The organism is Radicibacter daui (assembly GCA_030657355.1).
Lineage (GTDB): Bacteria > Pseudomonadota > Alphaproteobacteria > Radicibacterales > Radicibacteraceae > Radicibacter > Radicibacter daui.
Genome location: CP131056.1, coordinates 3,598,556 through 3,618,749, shown reverse-complemented (window position 1 = coordinate 3,618,749; position 20,194 = coordinate 3,598,556). Strand labels below are relative to the sequence as shown.

The following is a 20,194-nucleotide window of genomic DNA, read 5'->3' as shown; positions in this document are numbered from 1 at the left end:
GCTGCCGGGCTCAGAGTTCCTGGTCCCAGACACGGATCGGCTGTTCGCCGCGTGCCCTGAGGGCTTCCATGTAGTCCTTCAGGAATTCCTTGGCCGGAATGCCCTTCGCTTCCAGCGGGGTCGCCCACTCACCGGCAAGGTTCGGCAGCTTTGCCACCCACTTCTGACGCTCGGCGGCAGGCATGGGCACGATGGTGACCTTGGGGTTCTGGTTCGCCCCCAGCGTGACCATCTTCTGCAAGGCGGCTTCATGGCCGTTCACCATGTCCTCGCCGTGGCTCTTGGTGTAGTACTTGCCGGCCTCGATCATGGCCTCCTGCACCTCTGCCGGCAGCCGGTCCCAGCTATCCTTGTTGATGGCGATGGCGCCGGAGAAGGCCGCCGCCGCATCGAAGCGGTTGATGTAGGGCGCAACCTCGTAAAGCTTGATCGGCAGCGCGCCGAGCGCCAGCGACAGCACGCCGTCGGAAACGCCGGTCTGCACGTTGGTGTAGAAGGTTGTCAGCGCGCCATCGACGGCATTGGCGCCGGTGCCGCGCAGCCAGTTGCCGAGCACGCCGGGGGCGGAGAGCTTCATGCCCTTGATGTCGTCAATGCCGGTGAGCGGCTTCTTGGTGTAGATGTCGTAAAGGTCGGTGGCGGTAAGGCCGAGCACCTTGAGATTGTGGCTTTCCCATTCCTTGCGGAAGGCGGTGTTGGTCTCCAGCAGGTTTTGCATCACTTCCAGCAGCACCGGCACGTTGGTGGTGCTGAACGGGGTGTTGGTGGAAACCTGGCTCAGCGGAAGCTGCGCCGGCTCCAGGAAGGAGAACACCCAGCCGATATCGGTGATGCCTTCCTCGACCGAGGAGAGGGTGGCGTTGGCCTGATAGATCTGGCCGCCGAAAGCCTCGGTCCAGTCGATCTTGTAATGGCCGGATTTGGCGAGAATCTCGTCGGTCCGGGCCATGAAATGGGTCTTGATCATGCCGACCCAGGGCACGACCGTCGGGTGGCTGGAGGCCACCGTCAGTTTGATGCTTTCCTGGGCGAGGAGGGTGCCGGGCAGGGCCAGAAGGCCGGCCGTTACCAGTCCGAACAGTGCTTTCATTCTTTCCTCCCTGTTGTCTTGTTTTTTGAAGCGATCAGGAAATGACGAAACTCTGCGTCGAGAAATCGAGGCGGACGGTGAGCGACCCCTCGTTGATCATCCACGGGCGGATACGGAACCTGCGTGCGCCGCTGACATGCATGGGGTCGCGCTCGGCAATCGCCCGTGCCTCGTCCTTCGAGGCGGCGCGCACGATGACGAGGCCTTCGCCCTCCCAGGCCTCGCCGTCATCGGTCCAGAGCGGGCCGGCGGCAAACATGACGCCCTGCTTTTCCAGCCCGACCTGAAATTTCAGATGTTCTTCAATGTTGGCGAAGACGGGCCCCAGCCCGTTCGTCGGTGTGGTGAAGATGGCGTAGAGCTGCTTTTGCAGCATGCCCTTGCCGGCCTCGCGCACGGCGGCGGCCGGTACGGATTGCGGGTTCTCGCTGTCGCCCATTTTCATCCTCCCTGTTTTGTTTTTGCTGTTTCAGCCGGCCTTTCTGCGGGCCAGTTCCCGGCGGATTTCGTCGCCATGTTCATTGAGGGTCGGCGGCGGCAGCACGCTGAGGTCGGGTTCGCCATCGAAGCTGTATGGCGGGCGCACCGTGGTGAAGGTGCCCATCTCGGCGTGCTCGGCGCTGACCTTGATGTGCAGATGCCGGGCCTGCGGGTCTTCCAGCGCCTCGCTGGAATCGTAGGCAGGGGAATAGGGCACCTCGGCCGCTTCCAGTCGGCGGCACCATTCGTCACGCGGCTGCTGTTTGAAAACAGGCGTGAAGATGTCGATGAGCTCGTCCTGATGGGCGATGCGGCCCGGGCGCTCGGCAAAGCGCGGGTCGGCGGCGAGCTGCTGCTGGCCGGTGGCTTCCAGAAGCCCCTCCCAGAACTTGACGGGGGAGGAGAGGTGAAAGGCGACCCATTTACCGTCGGCGCATTCGAAGGTGTAGGACTGCGAGACGACCGGGCGGGAGAGCGGGCCCATCACTTCGCCGACCGAGAAATAGTGGGTGAAGCTGTCGAGATTGAAGTGGGCCATCGCCTCCAGCATCGAGATGTCGACGCGGCGGCCCTTGCCACTCTTCTGCCGTTCAAGCAGCGCGGCCAGCACGGCCATGGCGGCATATTGTCCGGTCACGGCATCGGCAATCGCCGGGCCGATGACACGCGGATTGGAGGGCGGGGTCAGCAGGCGCAGATAACCGCTGGCAGCCTGCGCAACGGAATCGAACACCGGCCGGTCCCGTGCCGGGCCGGAAATGCCGAAGCCGGAAATGGCGCAGTAGATAAGACCGGGGTTGATCCTGCGCAGCGCTTCTTCCCCGGCACCCAGCTTTTCGGCCACGCCGGGGCGGAAGTTCTGGATAAAGACATCCGCGGTGGCGACCAGTTCCTGCAGGACGGCAAGGTCAGCCGGGTCGCGGGTATCGAGCGCGATGGAGCGCTTGTTGCGGTTATAGGTCTGGTAATGCGGGGAGTAGAGCCCGCCCTTGAAGGCGCGGAACGGGTCGCCGCCATCCGGCCGCTCGACCTTGATGACATCGGCGCCAAGGTCGGCCAGATGCATGCCGGCAGCGGGGCCGGTGATGTAGGTGCCGAGTTCGACGACCCGGATATCCTTCAGAATCTTGACCATCTTTGCCCCTTCACTCGGGTTTCTTGTCGGCCGCGGCGCTCGAGGGCGCGCCGTCATACGAGATCGCCAGATCGGCCTTGTGGGACATGATGAAGCCGATCGGCCGCTGCGCTTCCTCGTAGAGATGGGCGGAAAGGCCGGCGGCGCGCGCCAGCAGCGGCACTGCCTTCAGCGCTTCCAGTGGCCAGCCCGCGTCGAGGATGCAGGCGGGAATGGCACCGGAAACATTGATCGGCAACGGGCGCTCGATGATGCCCGGGGCGTGCCGGGCAAGGGTGCGCAGCGCCCCGATGTAACGGCCTGAAACCCCCAGTTCGTCAGCAATGGCAAGCAGCCGGTCCGCCCGCGGGTCACCGCCGCTGTGCTGCGGATGGCCGAGGCCGGGCACCTTCTCGCGGCGGGCCTTGAGGTCCTGGAGGCTGGAGATGGCGGCTGCTTCAAGGTCGCCGTTTCCGGCATCGGCTTCGGCAAGCAATCCGGCCAGATAACGCCCGGCGGATTCGGAACTGCCGGCAACCACGCTGCCCATGCCCAGAAGGCCGGCGGCCATGGCGCCCTGCCAGGCGTCGGGGCCGGCCGCAAGGGTCATGCGTGCTGCCTGCACGGAGGGGACCAGCCCATGCTCGGCAATGGCCACAAGGCACGCATCCATCATCTGGCGCTGGATATCCGTGGGGCGGCTGCCCAGCACCAGAAGCCAGAAATAGTCCGTGAAGTTGATCTTGCCGATGAGGTCCCGGCAAAGGTCCTCTCCACGCACGGTAATGCTGTCCGCGTCGGAGGTGGCGATGGCCGTGTAGGCGTTTCCCTGTTTCCCGATACGCATTATAAACTCTTTTCGATATGCGAAAATATTTTCGCTTGTAGAAAATAAATATAATCGTAGATTTAGGCAACCCCAAAGCGGGACCAGTTTGATGAGGGCGGGAACAGCCCGGGCCGGCGCAGCAGGCCTCAGAAGATGCTCAGCGGAGGAAAAAATGAGGGATATCAACCAGTTTAGCATCACCCAGGCGGTGAAGGATTCTTTCCGGACCGTGCCGGGCAGCCGTTTCGAGAAGCTGCTGCAGGGGCTGATCGACCATCTGCACGACTACACGCGCGAGATGAACCTCACCCACGAGGAGTGGATGGGGGTGCTGACCTTCCTTTACGAGTGCGGCAAGATCTCCACGCCGGAGCGGCAGGAATTCATCCTGTTGTCGGATGTGCTGGGCTTTTCCGCCCTTGTGGACATGATCAACACGCGCGGCGGCGGTACCGAGGGGTCCAATCTCGGCCCGTTCTATCTCGACAATGCGCCGGAAAAACAACTCGGCGCCCATCTGGCCGACGGGCGCGAGGGCGTGACCGTGCTGGTGCAGGGCAAGGTGACCGACATCCTGCACAAGCCGCTGCCGGGGGCGATCGTCGATACCTGGCAGGCCGATTCCAGCGGCACCTATCCGATCCAGGAACAGGAGCACGGGCAGGACAAGTATGACCTGCGTGGCAAGTTCACCTGCGACGATCAGGGCCGCTACCGCTACACGACAGTGTTGCCCAAGCCCTATACCGTTCCTTATGACGGTCCGGTCGGAAAGCTTTTGCGGGCCGGTGACCGCCATGCCTGGCGGGCTGCCCACCTGCATTTCATCGTCCGGTCTCCGGGCATGCGCAGCATCACGACTGAAGTGTTCTTCGAGAACGGCGAATATATCGAAAACGATGCCGTCTTCGGGGTGCGCAAGTCGCTGATCGCCAAGGTAAAGCCGGTAAAGGCGTCCGACACGTTCGATTTCGAGCTCGACCATCGGCCCGATGCGATGTTCGAGTTCGACTTTGTGCTCGCACCGCAAGGATGACGCCGTGGCGGCTGAAGAGGAAAAGGACCGGGAATTCGTAGAGGCCCTGGCCAAGGGGCTTGCGATCCTGGAAGCGTTTGATGCCGTGCATCCCGAGATGACGCTGAGCGAGGTGGCGCGGCTGGTGGGTCTGTCGCCGGCCGCCGCCCGCCGCAGCCTGCTGACGCTCAAGGCGCTGGGTTATGTCGGGCAGGAGGGCAAACGTTTTCACCTCAAGCCCAAGATCATGGGGCTCGGCGCTTCCTTCTACTTCTCCGCCCGGATTGAGGAAGTACTGCAGCCCGACCTGCGCGCCCTGGTGGAGCGCTTTGGCGATGCCTCGTCAGTGGCCTCCCTTGAGGGACACCATGTCATCTATATCGCCCACTATTCCCAGCAGCGTGCCCGCCGTGCCGCCGCTGTGGTGGGCGCTCGCTACCCGGCCTTTGCCACCTCGATGGGCAGGGTGCTGCTGGCGGGCATGAAAGAGGCGGCCTTCGAGAGCTGGCTTGCGGCGCTGGAGCCGGAAGCCCTGACCGCCAAGACCTGCACGGACAAGGCGGCGCTGCGTGAAGAAGTGCGGCGGGTGCGCGAGGAAGGTTATGCCACCACCGTCGATCAGCTCGATTACGGCATTACCGCCATTGCCGTGCCGGTGCGCGATGCCGAGGGCAACACCGTCGCCGCCCTCAACAGCTCCGGCTACACCGGCATGGTGACGCCGGAGGCGCTGGTGGAGGAGCGGCTGCCGGAACTCAGGATCACCGCCTCGCGGATTGCCCATCACATGATGCGTTACCCCCTGCTTGCCACGGTACTTCGGGCCTGAGGCAGGCTCCGTTTCCAAAACAAGAATTTTCGGGGAGGACAAGATGTGCAGGCTTTGTGACCCAGGGCACCCCGAGGTGCCCTGCCCGATAACCCGCAGCTATCTGTCCGGTGAGGTGGCATCGCTGATCGAGGCGCGGCAGGCCATGGCCGAGGCCGCGCTGCCGGCGGGTGTGAAGGACGGCAAGCGCCCGCTTCTGATCAAGGGCGGCATCGTGCTGCCCATCGATGACGCGGTCGGCAATTTCCCCGTCGGGGATGTGCTGGTCGAGGACGGGCGGATATCTGCCGTCGCCGCCCGGATCGAGGCGCCGGAGGCGGCGGTGATCGATGCGACCGGCAAGATCGTCATGCCCGGCTTCATCGACACCCATCACCACCAGTTCGAAACCGCGCTGCGCAGCCAGCTGGCCCACGCCATCCTCATCAATGACGGCAGGCCGGTTAATGCCAGCAATTATTATGAAACCGTGCTGCAGAAGCTCTCGCTCGGCTACACGCCGGACGATGTTTATATCAATGAGCTTTTCGGCGGTATCGCGCAGCTCGATGCCGGCGTGACGACGGTGATGGATGTCAGCCAGATCCACCACAGCCCGGAGCATTCCGACGCCGCCGTCGAAGGCTTGCGGGATGCCGGCCGGCGCGGCGTCTTCGGGTATTTTGAAGGCTGGGGCGACCGGGCGCGCTATCCCGGCGATGCCAGAAGGCTGAAGCAACAATACTTCTCCTCCGCCGACCAGATGCTGACCATGGTGATGGGCGGCGAAATCTACCTGCCGGGATATGAAGAAGCCTGGAAGGTGGGGCGCGAGCTGGGGCTGCCGATTGCCCTGCATGTCGTCGGCACTTTCGGCATGCAGCCGACCTTCGATGAGCTTGGTGCCGCCGGGCTCTTCGGGCCGGACAATATCTTTATCCACATGACCGGCATGTCGGACGCGGGCTGGAAATATGCTGCCGATGCCGGGGCGCACGTGTCGCTGGCCGTGCCAATCGAGATGCATATGCGCCATGGCACCCCGCCGATCCAGAAGGCGCTCGATCTTGGCATGGGGCTGTCGCTGTCGTCAGACGTGGAATGCACCATGACGGCCGACATGTTTACCCAGATGCGGGCGCTGATGACGCTGCAGCGCATGGCGGTGAATGAAAAGGCGCTGGGCGGTGCCCCGAACTATCCGGATCTGATGCAGTGCGCCGATGCGCTGCGGCACGCCACCATCGAGGGGGCGAGGGGGCTGAGGCTCGACAAGGTGACGGGCAGCCTGACGCCGGGCAAAGCCGCCGACATCATCCTGCTCGATGCCGGCGCTCTCAATGTCGCCCCGCTCAACAACGCGCCGGGTGCGGTGGTAACGCTGATGGAGCGCTCCAATGTCGACACGGTGATGGTGGCCGGCAAAATCAGGAAATGGCAGGGCCAGTTGCTGGGCTTCGATATCCCGCGCCTGACGCGGGAGATCGAGGCAAGCCGGGACCGGATCTTCAAGGCCACCGGTGTGGAGCGCGATCTCTTTGCCTTCTAGGCCGGTGCCGGCTGAACGCCCTGCGCCGTCTCTCGCAGGCAACAAAAAACCGCCCGGTGGAAACACCGGGCGGTTTTTCTTTGGTCGTGCCTGTCCGTCAGCGATCAGCTGCGGCGGTTACCCATCAGCGCGAGCAGGAACTGGAACAGGTTGATGAAGTCCAGATAGAGCTGCAGGGCGCCGAAGACGGCCATCTTGGTGGAGGTCTCCTGGCCAAGGCCCTCGGCATAGGTTTCCTTGATGCGCTGGGTGTCCCAGGCGGTGAGGCCGGTGAAGACCAGCACGCCGATCACGGAGATCGCGAACTGCAGCGCCGAGGAACCGACGAAGATGTTCACGAGGCCGGCGATCAGGATGCCGATGAGGCCCATCACCAGGAAGGAGCCGATGCCATCAAGATTGCGGCGTGTGGTGTAGCCATAAAGGCTGGTGCCGAGGAACATGCCGGCGGTGATGAAGAACACCCGCGCCACGGAGGTGCCGGTGTAGATCACGAACACGCTGGCAAGCGACAGGCCCATGAGGCCGCAGAACACCCAGTAGATGGTCTGCAGCGTGCTGGCCTTGATGGCGTGCAGGCGCATGCTGGCGAAGAAGATGAGACCGAGCGGCGCGAGCATCACCACGATGCCCAGCGGGCTGCCGAAGATGGCCTGCAGCAGGGCCGGCGTATTGGCGGTGAAGTAGGCAATCAGCCCGCTCAGCACCAGACCGCCGCACATGTAATTATACACGCGCATCATGTGGGAGCGCAGACCGGCGTCATAGCTCGCCCGGTCAACGGACCCGGTGTAGCTCGGGTTCATCCGAAAATCAGGGCCGGTGGCCATGGCATTTCCTCATCTATCGCAGTTGATCCTTTGCCCGTCATATTGGAGACGTGCGACAAGTTTTCAATATGCTTTGGACTGATGGCGAAATTATGCCTTCTCCCTTACTCATTTCTGAGCAGGGGCGCGGCCTTCTGACCCAGGGCAATCCAAGTGCCGGCAAAACCGGCAACAAGGGTGATGGCGGCGGCAATCAGGGCCGTCGCGATGACCGGCAGCGGCAGGAACTGCCAGGGTATCGGCATGATCCAGCGCATGACCGCCCAGGCCGCCGCCGTGCCGATGACGGCGGCGATGGAGGCCGTCAGTAGCCCGATGAGGCCGAATTCGGTCAGGAAGGCCTTCATAAGATCGCGCCGTGTTGCCCCCAGCACCTTCAGCACTACAGCGTCATAGACGCGGCGGCGATGACCGGCGGCAATGGCGCCCGCCAGCACCAGCGTGCCGGAAATGAGGGTGACGGCGGCCGTTACCCGCACCGCAATGCCGATGTTGCCGATCAGGCGGTTTACCTCGGCCAGCGCTTCCCGCAGGCGGATGGTCGAGACATTGGGGAAATCCCGGCCCACAGCGGTCATCACTGGCAGTTCCGCCACTTCGCTGGTGCGGGCACTTGCCAGCACGGTATGGGGCGCCTTCGCCAGAATGCCGGGGGAAAAGACCATGGCGAAATTCATCGCCATGGTGGACCAGTCGATATCGCGGATGGAGGCGATGCGTGCCTTGATCTCGCGCCCCAGCACCCGCACCGTCAGCTCGTCGCCGACCTTGATGCCAAACTGCTCGACAAAATCCTGGGAGACGGAGACGAGCTGCTCGCCCTGATAATCCGTTGGCCACCAGGTGCCGGCCACGACATTTGTCTTTGCCGGCGGGCCGGCGGCGTAGGTGACGCCGCGGTCGCCTTCCAGCAGCCAGTCCGGCGCGCCGGGCAGATGCGCCTGATCGGCCGGCACGCCGTTGATGGCGATGAGATTGCCGCGCAGCATCGGCGTTTCTTCCACACTCTCGACGCCCGGCAACCCCTTCAGCGCGTCGTTGAAACGCGCAGCGTCAGAGGATTGTACGTCGAGGAAGAAGAAGGAGGGCGCATCTTCCGGCAGCCCTTCGGCGACCTGCTTGCTGAAATTGCCCTGGATGAGGGCAATGGCAACCAGCACCGTAAGGCCAATGCCAAGGGACTGCACGATGGTGGCGGTGGGATTTCCCGGCCGGTGCAGATTGGCAAGCGCCAACCGTAGCGAGGCCCGGCGCGGACGCGGCAGGCGTGCGGCAAGGGCAACGGCGCCCTGGGCGGCAAGGCGGAAGAGGCCGAGCGACAGCGCCGCCCCGCCGACAAAACCGAGGGCGAAGAGCTTGTTGTCCGCGCTCGCGATGGCAAGCGCGGCCAGCAGGGCGCCGCTGATGCCGGTGGCGATCCAGGCCCTTGGCGGCAAGGGCTGCCGTGCCCCCAGTGCCCCGCGGAAAAGAGCCGCCGCCTGGGTTGCCTGCGCCCGGGCGAGCGGCACCAGCGAGAAGGTGAGCGAGGTGAGCAAGCCGAAGAGGGCGGCAAGGCCAAGGGCGCCGGGGTAAAGCCCGATCACCCCTTCCACCGGCAGGAGCTTGTTGAGCCCCAGGATGGCCAGCATGGGCAGCAGGGCGCCGGCCAGCAGGCCAAGCACGATGGCGCCCGCGGTCAGCACCAGAATCTGGATGAGGTAGGCGCTGAAGATGATGCGTGCCGACGCGCCGATGCCCTTGAGGGTGGCGATGGTCGCAAGGCGCCCATCCAGATAAGCGGTGACGGCGTTCGAAGCGCCGATGCCGCCCACCAGCAGCGAGGTGAGGCCGACGAGGGTGAGGAACTGGCCGAGCCGGTCGATGAAGCGGGCCACGCGCGGTGCCGCATCGTTGGAAAGGCGGATACGCCAGCCGGCATCGGGGAAAGCGGCTTCCGCCTTCTGCTGCCAGGCGGCAGGGGCCGCGTTGTTGCCGAGATCGATCCGGTAGCGCCAGTAAACAAGGCTGCCCGGCTGGATCAGGCCGCTTTCCTTGAGGGCGTTCAGCGAGAGCAGCACACGTGGGCCGATGGAAAAACCCTGCCCGGAAAGTCTGTCGGGCTCATGATCGATGGCGGCCGTCAGGCGCAGATGGATGTCGCCGAGCGAAATCTGGTCGCCCACGGCAAGCCCGAGGCGGGCAAGAAGCCCGGGCTCGACCACCGCCCCCCAGAGACCGTCGCTCTGGCGGGCAATCGCGTCGGCAAAGTCTTTGCCATCGGCAAGTTTCATTCTGCCAGCGAGAGGATAGGCGCTGTCGACACCCTTTACCTCGGCCAGTACGGCGCCGAGATGGCCTGCCTTCTCTTCGCTCTCCGCCGTCTCGTCATTGACGTCGAGGCGACGCGCCATTGATCGCAGCTCCGCCACCAGCGAGGTGCGGCCGCTTTGCTCAAAGAACTGCCGCATGGCCGGCGGGGCTTCGTTGTAGATCATCTGTACCGACGCATCACCGCCCAGGATGGCGCGCCCGTCGCGCTGCATGCCGGCGAGCACGCTAAGGGAGAGCGACTGCACTGCGGCGATGGCGCCGACGCCGAGGGCAAGGCAGGCCATGAACAGGCGAAAGCCAGTCAGGCCGCCGCGCAGTTCGCGCCGGGCAATGGTGAGGGAGAGTTTGAGGCTTTGTTTCCAGCTCGCGGCGCTCACGCTGCGGCGCTCCCGGCCCGGCTGTCCTTCTCGACAATGCCGTCGCGCATGGCGATCTGCCGTCCGCAGCGCTCGGCCAGTTGCGGGTCGTGGGTGATGAGCACCAGCGTGGAGCCGCTGGAGCGGGCACGCTCGAACAGCAGCTCGATGATGATGTGGCCGGTTGAGCCATCAAGGTTGCCCGTCGGCTCGTCCGCCAGCAGCAGGGAGGGGCGCGGGGCGGCGGCGCGGGCAAGGGCAACACGCTGCTGCTCGCCGCCGGAAAGCTGGGCCGGGTAATGCGTCAGCCGGTGGCCGAGGCCGACGGCCTTCAGCTCTGCCTCCGCCCGGGCAAAGGCATCATCCGCGCCGGCCAGTTCCAGCGGCAGGGCGACGTTTTCCAGCGCCGTCATTGTCGGCACGAGGTGGAAATCCTGGAAGACGATGCCGATATGATCCCTGCGCAGCAGTGCGAGAGCGTCTTCACCCAGTCCGCCGAGCGGCTGGCCGGCAATCTCGATACTGCCGGAAGAAGCCCGTTCCAGCCCGCCGATGACCATCATGAGCGTGGATTTACCCGACCCGGAGGGCCCGACGATGCTGACCGTTTCGCCCGCTTCGACTTCAAGGTCGATCCCGCGCAGGATGTTGACCGGACCGGCGGCACTGGCGAGGGTAACATGCAGGTCGCTGACCCGGACGACCGGGTTTTGAGCGGCGGGGGACGGGGAAGCGGGCATGGGCAGCGGGGTGTCCTTCCGTCAGGGGGCATCGGTTTGCTGGCCATCGGCCGCGGGGGAAAGAGCGATCACACGGCCTTTTGCCGTAAGGCGGTCGGCCGGAGGAAAGCCAGAAAAGAGAAGGTATCAACAGGCATATGGCCCAGCGTAATGGCATTTCAATGCAGCATGCCCCGGCTATGAAGCGGGTCACTTTTCCTTTCCGCGTGGCGCGGGCTCAGGCAGCGGCGCTGGTGATGGTGGCCCTTGCGGTTCTGGTGCTCGCCGCCTCCCCAGCAATGGCTGCCGGAACAAAGGTGATCCTGGCGCTGGGCGACAGCCTGACCGCCGGTTACGGCCTGCCGGAAGGGCAGGGCTTCGTGCCGCAGCTGGAGGCAGCGCTGAAAGCGGACGGGGAGGATGTGCGTATCATCAATGGCGGTGTTTCCGCCGATACCAGCCTCGGCGCCCGCGAGCGGCTGGACTGGGCGCTTGCCGATAATCCCGGCTACGCCATCGTCAATATCGGCGCCAACGACATGCTGCGCGGGCTCGACCCCGCCAAAACCCGGGAGAATATCGATGCCATTCTGGCCGGCCTGCAGAAGGCCGGGGTCAAGACGCTGCTGGTGGGCATGATGGCAACGCCCAGCCTGGGGCCGGACTATCAGCAGGCCTTCAATGGGCTCTATCCTGACCTCGCAAAAAAATACGGGCTCGATTTTTACCCGTTTTATCTCGACGGTGTGGCGGCTGACCCGAAACTCAATCAGGCCGACGGCATTCACCCGAACAAGGACGGTGTGGCCGTGATCGTCGGCAAGATGTTGCCGGCTGTGGAGAAGCTGCTCGCCTCCGGCGGTTAACCTTCTGCCGGACCTTCCACAGAAATGTTGTCTCGCAGGAAGGCAGCATATCCGCTTTCATCGATGTGTCCGGCAGCCATCGCGAGGATAATTTCGGCGGCATCTTCCTCAGTGGCGGTGAAGCGGTAGCCATTGAGTTCAAGGAAGAGGATGCCGACGATGAAGCCCGTTCTCTTGTTTCCGTCGATGAACGGATGATTTTGCAGGATCCCGGCGGTGTATATCGCGCACAGATTTACGATGTCGGCGGTGCCTGCATAAACCAGATGCTGCCTCGGGCGCGCCAGCGCGGAGGCGAGCAGGCCCGGATCGCGCATACCGGGGGCGCCGCCATGGAGCGAAAGCAATCGCTCATGCAGGATCAGCGCGTCTCGCTCATCGATCCAGAGCGGCTCTTTCACTTCGCCAGCACATGCAGGGTATTGCGGTAGCGTTTGATGATGTCTTCCGCCTTCGACATCTTCTTTTCGAAACTGGGATCGAAGGGGAGCAGGCGATAGCCGCCATCCGGCGCCTCGGCGAGATAGAGCGTCTCGCCGTCCTGGACATTCAGGCGAGAGACGACTTCCTTGGGCAACACCACACCGAGGGAGTTGCCAACCTTGCGCAGCTTGAGTTCGACCATGATCCTCTCCACGATGTTATTACCAATGTAATAACGTCTACGTATCGGGACAAGAAGGTGAGCGAGGTGGCTCGGCCGGATCCGGCTGAAACAAAAAAGCCCGCAGCGGTTGGGCTGCGGGCTTTTATGCGTTTTTGAGCTGGGGCTACATCATCCCCAGCAGTCTCGGCAGGAACAGCGTTACCTGCGGCACGTAGGTGATCAGCAGCAGGAAGCCCAGCATCGTCAGCAGCCACGGCATGACGGCGATGGTGAGTTCCGTAATGCCCATCTTGGTAATGCCGGAGGCGACATAGAGGTTGAGGCCGACCGGCGGATGGCACATGCCGACTTCCATGTTGACGACGATCATGATGCCGAAATGCACCGGATCGATGCCGAGCTTGACCGCCACCGGGAACAGGATGGGGGCCATGATCAGCACGATGGAGCTCGGCTCCATGAAGTTGCCGGCGGCCAGCAGGATGATGTTGACCGCGATCAGGAACATCCACCAGGAAAGCCCGGTCGAGACCATCCACGCCCCCAGCGCCTGCGGGATTTCCTCATGGGTCATGAGGAAGGAGAACAGCACGGCGTTGGTGATGATGTAGAGCAGCATCGCCGACATGTTGGCCGAGGAGAGCAGCACCTTGGGCACGTCGGAGAGTTTGAGGTCCTTGTAGACCCAGACCGCGATGACGAAGGCATAGACCGCGCTCATCGCCGCTGCTTCGGTGGGGGTGAAGACACCCGTGTAGATGCCGCCGATGACGATGATGATCAGCAAGAGGCCCCAGATCGCCTTGCGGAAGGCAATCCAGCGCTCCTGCCAGCTGGCCCTGGGCTGGCGCGGGTAGTTGTGCTTGCGGGCACGCCACCAGGTGGTGAGGCCGAGCAGCGTTGCCAGCAAGAGGCCGGGCACGACGCCGGCAATGAAGAGCTGGCCGACCGAAGCGGAAGAGACGATCTCACCGTTAGGGCCGGTGACCTGCATGCCGGAGGTCGCGACGGCGTACATGACCATCACGATCGAGGGCGGGATGAGGATGCCGAGCGCGCCCGAGGTGGTGATGACGCCGGCACCGAAACGCTCGGGGAAGCCCTGCTTGACCATGGCCGGCAGGATGATGGTGCCGATGGCCACCACAGTTGCCGGCGAGGAGCCGGAGACGGCAGCGAAGAGGGCGCAGGCGATGACGCCGGCGAGGCCGAGGCCGCCATGCCAGTGCCCGACCATCGCCGTGGCGAAGTTGATCATGCGGCGAGCCACGCCGCCATGCGTCAGGAAATTGCCGGCGAGGATAAAGAACGGGATCGCCATGATCTCGAACTTCTCGATACCGGTGAAAAGCTTGAGGGCAACGGTGTCGATAGGCACCGTCGTCATGGTGAAGAGGAAACCGAGCACCGTCAGGCCGAGTGCGATGGAAATCGGCATGCCGGTGAGCATGAGGGCGATGAGGCCACCGAAAATGAGCAGGGCGTCCATGGGATCAGTGCTCCTTCGGCGTCAGCGGGCTGGCAGCGATGGCCTGGGCAGAGGCATCTTCCTCCTCCATGCCGTCGACATGGCCGTGATCGTGGTGCGGTAGTTCACCCGACCGGGCGAAGTTGAAAGCCACCTGCAGGAAGCGGAAGCACATGAGGAAGGAGCCGAGCGGCACGGCGAGATAGACGATCCACATCGGGACGTCGACGTCGGTTGCCGTGGAGCCGGTGTGATACATGTGGGCCACAAAGTTGGCGCCCAGCGTTCCGATGACGGCGGTGAAGAAGGCGCCGGCGGCAAGGCCGATGAAGATGAAGAGCTTGCGCCGCTGCGGGTCGAGCTTGTTGATCAGCACATCGATGCCGACATGGATGCCGGTGCGCACGCCGTAGGCCGCGCCGAACTTCGCCATCCAGACGAAGAAGATGATGCAGACTTCCTGCGACCAGACCAGGTTTAGCGAGCGCACGAAGAAGTAGGTCGCCTTCGAGACGTCATAGAACCAGGTGATCTGGTGGGCGCGGGAGAAGGTGACAAAGTCGGCCAGCAGGCTCAGCGTGTAACGCTGGGCTACCGACACGAAGGTGATCAGCGTCGCCAGCGCTATCAGCAAGGAGATCAGGATCTCCTCGAGGCGGTCGAGAAGGCGCAGCATTCGGGGGCGGCTTTCTGCTGTCGGGGCGGGCGCGAAAGGCTTTTAAAGAAAAAGGGGGCGGGCGGGCTTTCAACGGCTCACCCGCCCCCTTTTTGCTTCAGGCGGTTTAGTTGGTGCCGACGGCGTCCTCGATCTTCTTGATCGTGTCAGCGCCGATACGGTCGGCCATCTGGGCGCGGACCGGCGTCAGGGCCTTGACCCAGGCCTTGCGCTCATCCGGGGTCAGCTCGCTGAACTCGGTGGTGCCGGCAGCCTTCATGGCGGCGAGCGCCTTGTCGTTCTCTTCCTTGGCGATGCCGTTGCCGTAGTCGGTGGCTTCCTTCATCGCCTTGTCGAGTTCGCCGCGCACGTCATCCGGCAGGCCGTCCCAGAACTTCTTGTTCACGATGACGGCGTAGCCCAGATAACCATGGTTGGAGAGGGTCGCGTACTTCTGCACTTCGTGCATCTTCTGCGTGTACATGTTCGACGGCGGGTTTTCGGTGCCGTCGACCACGCCGGTCTGCAGGCCCTGATAGACCTCGGAGAAGGCCATCACGAGCGGCACGGCGCCAAGCGCGTTCATCTCGGCTTCCAGCACCTTGGAGGACTGGATGCGCATCTTGAGGCCAAGGAAATCATCCGGCTTATGCAGCGGGCTGTTGGCGCTCATGATCTTGAAGCCGTTGTCCCAGTAGGCAAGGCCTTCGATGCCCTTGCTTTCCAGAAGGCCGAGCATCTCCTTGCCGACCGGGCCCTGGGTCACCTTGTGCAGGGTGTCGTAGTCCGGGAACAGGAACGGCAGGTCGAAGGCTTCGAACTGCTTGATGCCGAGCGGACCGAACTTGGCGAGCGACGGAGCCAGCATCTCGACGGCGCCGAGCTGCAGGGCCTCAAGCTCTTCCTTGTCCTTGTAGAGCTGCGAGTTCGGGAACACCTGAACTTCGACACGGCCGTTGGTGTATTTCTCGGCAAGTTCCTTGAACTTGTCCGCGGCCTTGCCCTTGGGCGTGTCGGGAGCCACCACGTGGCTGAAATGAATGACAATCTTGTCAGCGGCAGAAGCGCTGCCGGCGGTCATGGAAAGACCGAGGGCGCAAACGCCGGCGAGGGCACCGGCCACCATAAGGGTGCGACGGGTCGACTTCATCTGGAACTCCTCCCCTGTTGGAGCTTATGAGGTTTTGTCCTGCGGCTTCCCGCTCGGGACCGCTTATCACCCAGATGACTAGCCCGGCCTGCCGGCCCTCCGCTATTGTGGATTTCCGAAATGGGGCGGGATTGTGTCGGCGGCTATAGCTGTGCCCCTTGGGACGACCAGAAAAGACAAAGCACAAGTCCCGCCGGACAAGGTGGGACAGGGAAGGGACAGTGCCGCAGGAAACGCCGTCATCGACCAGTCTGCCGGTGGTAACGCCGGGCCGTGAGCGTCAGCGCCGCGAAGCGCTGCTGGCCGTCATGCCGGTCTGTGCCATCGTGCTTCTGGTCGTGCTGATCGGCCTCCTGCTCTGGATCCTGCGCCGCGACGAGCGCGATGTCGCCCATACGACGCTGATCAGCGATGCGCTCTGGGTCGAACAGACACTGCGTTTCCAGCTGGGTATGGATGAAGACACGCTGGCCCGCCTCGCGCTCGATGCCGGCCGGCCCGATCCGGAAGTGGGTGTTTTCCTCGATCGTGTGCGGGTCATGCTCGGCAACAATCCCGAGCTGATCGCCATTGCCTGGCTCAAGGCCGATGGGCATCCGGTGGCAGCAGTGCCGCCATTGGCGGATACGGCGGTACCGCCGGAAATCATGCGCGCCAAACACATGGCGCAGTTTTCCGCCCGACCCGTCTATGGCGATCTGCGCCGCATGCCCGACGGCGCACTGGTGGTGGATGTCGCCGTGCCGGTGCCCGGCGAAGAAGCGCAGGCCGGCGCCGTGGTGGCAACGGTTTCCCTGACCACGCTGGTGGCGCGGCAGATCCCGTGGTGGATTGCCGAAAAATATGCCGTCAGGCTGGAAAACAGCGCTGGCGAGGTGCTGGCGGAAAAGAACCGGGTCGAACCGCTGGACCCGTCTCTCGTGCACCGCATCGCCTTCGACCCGCCCATCCCGGGCACCTTCCTTTCCATCGCGCCTTACCGGTTGCCGGCTACGGGGCGGCCGCGCCTGCTGGTGGCGGCGATCATCGGGTTGGCCTTGCTGGCACTGGTATCGCTGGCCGCCTTGCAGCGCGACGTGCTGCGCCGGCGCCGGGTGGAAGAGCGCCTCAGGACCGAAACCGTGTTCCGCCGCGCGATGGAAAACAGCCTGACCATCGGCATGCGGGCGCGCGACCTTGATGGCGGCATCATCTATGTGAATTCGGCCTTCTGCCGCATGGTCGGTTTTCAGGCCGGGGAGCTGGTGGGCAAGAAGCCGCCCATGCCCTACTGGCTGCCCGACCAGATCGAGGAAACCCGTGCCCGCCACGATGCCCAGATCAAGGGCGAGCTCAAGCCCAAGAGCTGGGAGACGCGTTTTCGCCGTCGCGACGGCAGCGTGTTCGATGCCCTGCTCTATGAAGCGCCCCTGGTGGATGCCGATGGTGTGGCCCATGGCTGGATGGGATCGATCATCGATATCACCGACCGCAAGATGGCGGCCGAACTGGCACGCCGGCAGGCAGAGACCCTTCAACGCACCGGGCGGCTGGTGACGCTGGGGGAGATGGCTTCCACCCTGGCGCATGAGTTGAACCAGCCGCTGGCGGCAATCGCCTCCTACGCAGCAGGCTCGCTCAACATGATGCAGGGCGGTGCGTTCGAGACGGCCGAGGTGGTGGGGGCGCTGGAGAAACTCGCCCGTCAGGCCGAGCGCGCCGGCCGCATCATAAGCGGCGTACAGGATATCGTGCGCAAGCGCGAGCCCACATTCGGCCCGGTAGCGGTTGCCAGCGTGGTGGAGCAGGCCGTGGCCTTTGCCGACCCGGAAGCGCGCAACGCGGGCATCCGGGTGGAGACGATGATCGCGCCCGACTTGCCGGGGGTGACGGCCGATCGGGTGCTGCTGGAACAGGTGCTGCTCAATCTGGTGCGCAACGGGCTGGAAGCGATGGTGGCGGCCCCGCGGGCCCTCAGTCAGCGTGAGCGGGTGCTGGTCGTCAGTGCCGAGCGGGAGGGCGGCGAAATCCGCCTCAATGTTGCTGACCGCGGCGGCGGGATCGATGCCAGTGTGGATGGGCGCCTGTTCGATGCCTTTGTCTCCACAAAAGCCGAGGGCATGGGCATCGGCCTCAATATCTGCCGCTCCATCGTCGAATTGCATCACGGCCGGCTGACCCACGCCCCGCGTCCGGGCGGTGGCACCATCTTTACCGTGACATTGCCGGTCGAAACCGGCGTGGAGGCGGCATGAGTGCCAGCGCCGAGACCAGTCGTATCGCCCCGGCAGGGGCGCTTGTGCATATCGTGGATGACGATCTTGCCATCCGCGACAGCCTTGCCTGGCTTTTGAAGTCCCGCGGCATTGCCAGCCGCCAGTGGGAGGGGGGCGAGGCGTTTCTGTCCGGCATATCGGCCGAGGAAAGCTCGCCGGTTGCCTGCGTTGTGCTGGACATGCGCATGAGCGGGATGGACGGGCTTGCCACGCTCGATGCGTTGCATCACAAGGGCGTGCGCCTGCCAGTGCTCTTTCTGACCGGCCACGCCGATGTGCCGATCGCCGTCGACGCGCTCAAGAAGGGCGCCTTCGATTTCGTTGAAAAGCCCTTCAATGACAATGCCCTGGTGGACCGTATCGTCGCAGCGCTGATCGAGGCTGAAGAACGCCACCAGGCCCTCAAGGGGCGTGATCTGGTCGGCGGCCAGCTTGCCAGCCTGACCCAGCGCGAAAACGAGGTCATGGAACTGCTGCTGGCCGGCAAGCTCAACAAGCAGATCGCCGATCAACTCGGTGTTTCCATGCGCACGGTCGAGGTGCATCGCTCGCGCGTCTTCGAGAAGATGGGGGTCAGCAATGCGGTGGAGCTGGCCAATCTGGTGGGGCCGCTGAGGCTCGGGGGCCTGAGGTAAAGAAAAACCCGGCCGCTTTCGCAAGGCCGGGTTTCCAATCGCCTTATGTCAGGCGAACCGTCAGAAGGCTTCATCCATGTCAGCGGCGGCCTTGACCGCATCGACGACGGAAACACCCTTGCGGGTGATGTTGTCGACGGCCCGGCCCTGCACAAGGTTGATGCCGCAGCCCTTGGCGAAGACAAGGCTGTCCACCGTTTCGGCACGTGCCAGGATCAGGCGGCAATTGTCCTGCTGGTTGCAGCGCTCGCGGAACACGCGGGCCAGCTCGTCATCCATGTCGCGGATGTCGGGCGTCCAGAAAATCTTGGCGAAATCGCAATCGAGGAATTCGACATCCAGATGCGTGAGCCAGAACGGGTTCAGCGCGTCGATGCAGATCTTGTAGCCACGCTCCTGCGCGAAATCGACGACTTCGCGGTAGAGGCCGAGATTTTCGATCATGTCGACCTTGTTGATCTCCAGCACCACATTGCCGCGGTAGTTGGCCGGCAGCGTCTCGTCGAACTTGACGAAGGCGGAGGAGATGACGGTCGAGAGGTTGATGTTGATGCCGATGCGCTTGCCGGCCATGAAATCCATGCCGTAGTTCAGGCTTTTCAGCACCGAACGATCGAGGCCGGCGGTAAAGTACTGGAACAGCCACTTGTTGGCCGTCAGATCGAATTCCGGGCTGAGGCGATCTTCCAGCGCCTTCACCGAGATGAAGAGCTCGAAATAGACCTGCGAATCTTCCTTGTCGGCCGAAAGGTCGACAACCTGCTGGTTCAGCAGGAAGGGCGACAGGTCGAACATCTGCATCGAGCGTTCGAGCTTGGCGAGTTCTTCCAGCGTGATCGGGGGCTTGGTCTGGCGCTCGGAGGTGTTGGCGTTGATGTCGAGCGATTCAATGAACCGCATGACGTTAACGAAATTGAGCGACAGCTCCATGATCGAATAGAGCGACCATTCCTTGTACGGATTGGGCCGCACCATGGCGCTCTTGGACAGGAACAGCTGCTCGATACGCTGGCAGACCTCGGTGATCGCCGAGAGTTTCAGGCCCTTGTAGAGCAGCAGAATGTCGCCATTCGACATGTTGAAGGTCTGGAAAAACGAAGCCTTCTGGGCAACTTCCTGCAACACGTTCTTGACGACGAACGGTGCGGAATAACCTGAATTTTCCAGGAGGGAGAGGTGCAGATGGACGAGGCGCAGGCCCTGCAATTCGCCCTTGGCGGATTGCAGTAATTTCAGGAGCTTCTGGTTGTCGTACTCAACAATGCCGCCCTCGGAGCCGCCGTCCTGGATGGTCGGGGCGTCGTCGCGGGGAGCGCCGGCACTGCGCTCTGCCGGTGGGCGGCCCCACCCGCTGGCTGAACGGCTGCGTGGTTGCTGCATTATTTCAAGGCCTGTCCATTGCTCCGCTGTCCACGAGTTAATATTTCATGGCTGCGGGTCTGTTGTCTCTAACTGAAA

General features: G+C 63.5%; 19 protein-coding genes. 6 read left to right on the top strand and 13 right to left on the bottom strand.

Annotated features, from left to right (window positions below; all coding sequences use genetic code 11):
- Positions 1–10 precede the first annotated feature (10 nt).
- The 4 genes from QTL98_RS16930 to QTL98_RS16915 are packed head-to-tail and all read right to left on the bottom strand — an operon-like array spanning position 11 to position 3,531.
- A complete protein-coding gene (locus QTL98_RS16930; protein WP_445679640.1) occupies positions 11–1,090 on the bottom strand; it encodes a C4-dicarboxylate TRAP transporter substrate-binding protein in 1,080 nt (359 codons plus the stop codon).
- A 34-nt stretch (positions 1,091–1,124) separates the two neighbouring features.
- Positions 1,125–1,529, bottom strand: coding sequence for a YciI family protein (locus QTL98_RS16925; RefSeq protein WP_445679639.1), 405 nt, complete (start codon positions 1,527–1,529; stop codon positions 1,125–1,127).
- Between the two features lie 30 nt (positions 1,530–1,559).
- Positions 1,560–2,705 (bottom strand): CaiB/BaiF CoA transferase family protein, encoded by a 1,146-nt coding sequence (locus QTL98_RS16920; RefSeq protein WP_445679638.1) that lies wholly within the window; start codon positions 2,703–2,705, stop codon positions 1,560–1,562.
- A 10-nt stretch (positions 2,706–2,715) separates the two neighbouring features.
- Positions 2,716–3,531, bottom strand: a complete 816-nt coding sequence (locus tag QTL98_RS16915) for a citryl-CoA lyase (protein ID WP_445679637.1) — start codon at positions 3,529–3,531, stop codon at positions 2,716–2,718.
- Between the two features lie 154 nt (positions 3,532–3,685).
- On the opposite strand from QTL98_RS16915, the gene QTL98_RS16910 reads away from it, so the two are divergent.
- Genes QTL98_RS16910 through QTL98_RS16900 form a run of 3 tightly spaced genes read left to right on the top strand, consistent with a single transcriptional unit; the run spans position 3,686 to position 6,885 of the window.
- Positions 3,686–4,549 (top strand): dioxygenase family protein, encoded by an 864-nt coding sequence (locus QTL98_RS16910; RefSeq protein ID WP_445679636.1) that lies wholly within the window; start codon positions 3,686–3,688, stop codon positions 4,547–4,549.
- A 4-nt stretch (positions 4,550–4,553) separates the two neighbouring features.
- The gene (locus QTL98_RS16905; protein ID WP_445679635.1) at positions 4,554–5,357 is read left to right on the top strand and encodes an IclR family transcriptional regulator domain-containing protein; all 804 of its coding nucleotides are present in this window, start codon (positions 4,554–4,556) and stop codon (positions 5,355–5,357) included.
- A gap of 43 nt (positions 5,358–5,400) precedes the next feature.
- Positions 5,401–6,885, top strand: coding sequence for an amidohydrolase family protein (locus QTL98_RS16900; protein WP_510637495.1), 1,485 nt, complete (start codon positions 5,401–5,403; stop codon positions 6,883–6,885).
- Between the two features lie 104 nt (positions 6,886–6,989).
- Here the strand turns inward: QTL98_RS16900 and QTL98_RS16895 are convergent, their stop codons facing one another.
- From QTL98_RS16895 to QTL98_RS16885, 3 genes are all read right to left on the bottom strand, one after another.
- On the bottom strand, positions 6,990–7,715 hold the full coding sequence (locus QTL98_RS16895; RefSeq protein WP_510637494.1) for a Bax inhibitor-1/YccA family protein: 726 nt from the start codon (positions 7,713–7,715) through the stop codon (positions 6,990–6,992).
- 104 nt (positions 7,716–7,819) lie between these two features.
- Positions 7,820–10,402, bottom strand: coding sequence for an ABC transporter permease (locus QTL98_RS16890; protein WP_445679633.1), 2,583 nt, complete (start codon positions 10,400–10,402; stop codon positions 7,820–7,822).
- Entirely contained in the window at positions 10,399–11,121 is a 723-nt protein-coding gene (locus QTL98_RS16885) for an ABC transporter ATP-binding protein (protein WP_445679632.1), read from the bottom strand. The genes QTL98_RS16890 and QTL98_RS16885 overlap by 4 nt, the downstream gene beginning before the upstream one ends.
- A gap of 137 nt (positions 11,122–11,258) precedes the next feature.
- Here QTL98_RS16885 and QTL98_RS16880 point away from each other — a divergent pair, with 137 nt between their 5' ends.
- Entirely contained in the window at positions 11,259–11,966 is a 708-nt protein-coding gene (locus QTL98_RS16880) for an arylesterase (protein WP_445679631.1), read from the top strand.
- On the opposite strand, the gene QTL98_RS16875 is transcribed toward QTL98_RS16880, so the two are convergent.
- The 5 genes from QTL98_RS16875 to QTL98_RS16855 all read right to left on the bottom strand — a co-directional run bounded on the left by QTL98_RS16875 (position 11,963) and on the right by QTL98_RS16855 (position 15,846).
- The gene (locus QTL98_RS16875) at positions 11,963–12,367 is read right to left on the bottom strand and encodes a type II toxin-antitoxin system death-on-curing family toxin (protein ID WP_445679630.1); all 405 of its coding nucleotides are present in this window, start codon (positions 12,365–12,367) and stop codon (positions 11,963–11,965) included. The genes QTL98_RS16880 and QTL98_RS16875 overlap by 4 nt on opposite strands.
- Positions 12,364–12,591 carry an AbrB/MazE/SpoVT family DNA-binding domain-containing protein gene (locus tag QTL98_RS16870; RefSeq protein WP_445679629.1) on the bottom strand — a complete coding sequence of 76 codons (228 nt, stop codon included), beginning with the start codon at positions 12,589–12,591 and terminating at the stop codon, positions 12,364–12,366. Before QTL98_RS16870 ends, QTL98_RS16875 begins: the two co-directional genes overlap by 4 nt.
- A gap of 145 nt (positions 12,592–12,736) precedes the next feature.
- Positions 12,737–14,062: a TRAP transporter large permease gene (locus tag QTL98_RS16865; RefSeq protein WP_445679628.1), complete on the bottom strand. Its 1,326-nt coding sequence runs from the start codon at positions 14,060–14,062 to the stop codon at positions 12,737–12,739.
- A gap of 4 nt (positions 14,063–14,066) precedes the next feature.
- Complete coding sequence (locus tag QTL98_RS16860; protein ID WP_445679627.1) at positions 14,067–14,717, bottom strand: TRAP transporter small permease; 651 nt, start codon at positions 14,715–14,717, stop codon at positions 14,067–14,069.
- A 106-nt stretch (positions 14,718–14,823) separates the two neighbouring features.
- On the bottom strand, positions 14,824–15,846 hold the full coding sequence (locus QTL98_RS16855) for a TRAP transporter substrate-binding protein (protein WP_445679626.1): 1,023 nt from the start codon (positions 15,844–15,846) through the stop codon (positions 14,824–14,826).
- A 221-nt stretch (positions 15,847–16,067) separates the two neighbouring features.
- Between QTL98_RS16855 and QTL98_RS16850 the strand changes: the two genes are divergently transcribed.
- Positions 16,068–18,080 carry a sensor histidine kinase gene (locus QTL98_RS16850; RefSeq protein ID WP_445679625.1) on the top strand — a complete coding sequence of 671 codons (2,013 nt, stop codon included), beginning with the start codon at positions 16,068–16,070 and terminating at the stop codon, positions 18,078–18,080.
- Entirely contained in the window at positions 18,077–18,736 is a 660-nt protein-coding gene (locus tag QTL98_RS16845; RefSeq protein ID WP_445679624.1) for a response regulator transcription factor, read from the top strand. The genes QTL98_RS16850 and QTL98_RS16845 overlap by 4 nt, the downstream gene beginning before the upstream one ends.
- 60 nt (positions 18,737–18,796) lie before the next feature.
- Here the strand turns inward: QTL98_RS16845 and QTL98_RS16840 are convergent, their stop codons facing one another.
- A complete protein-coding gene (locus tag QTL98_RS16840; protein WP_445679623.1) occupies positions 18,797–20,116 on the bottom strand; it encodes an EAL domain-containing protein in 1,320 nt (439 codons plus the stop codon).
- Between the last annotated feature and the right edge of the window lie 78 nt (positions 20,117–20,194).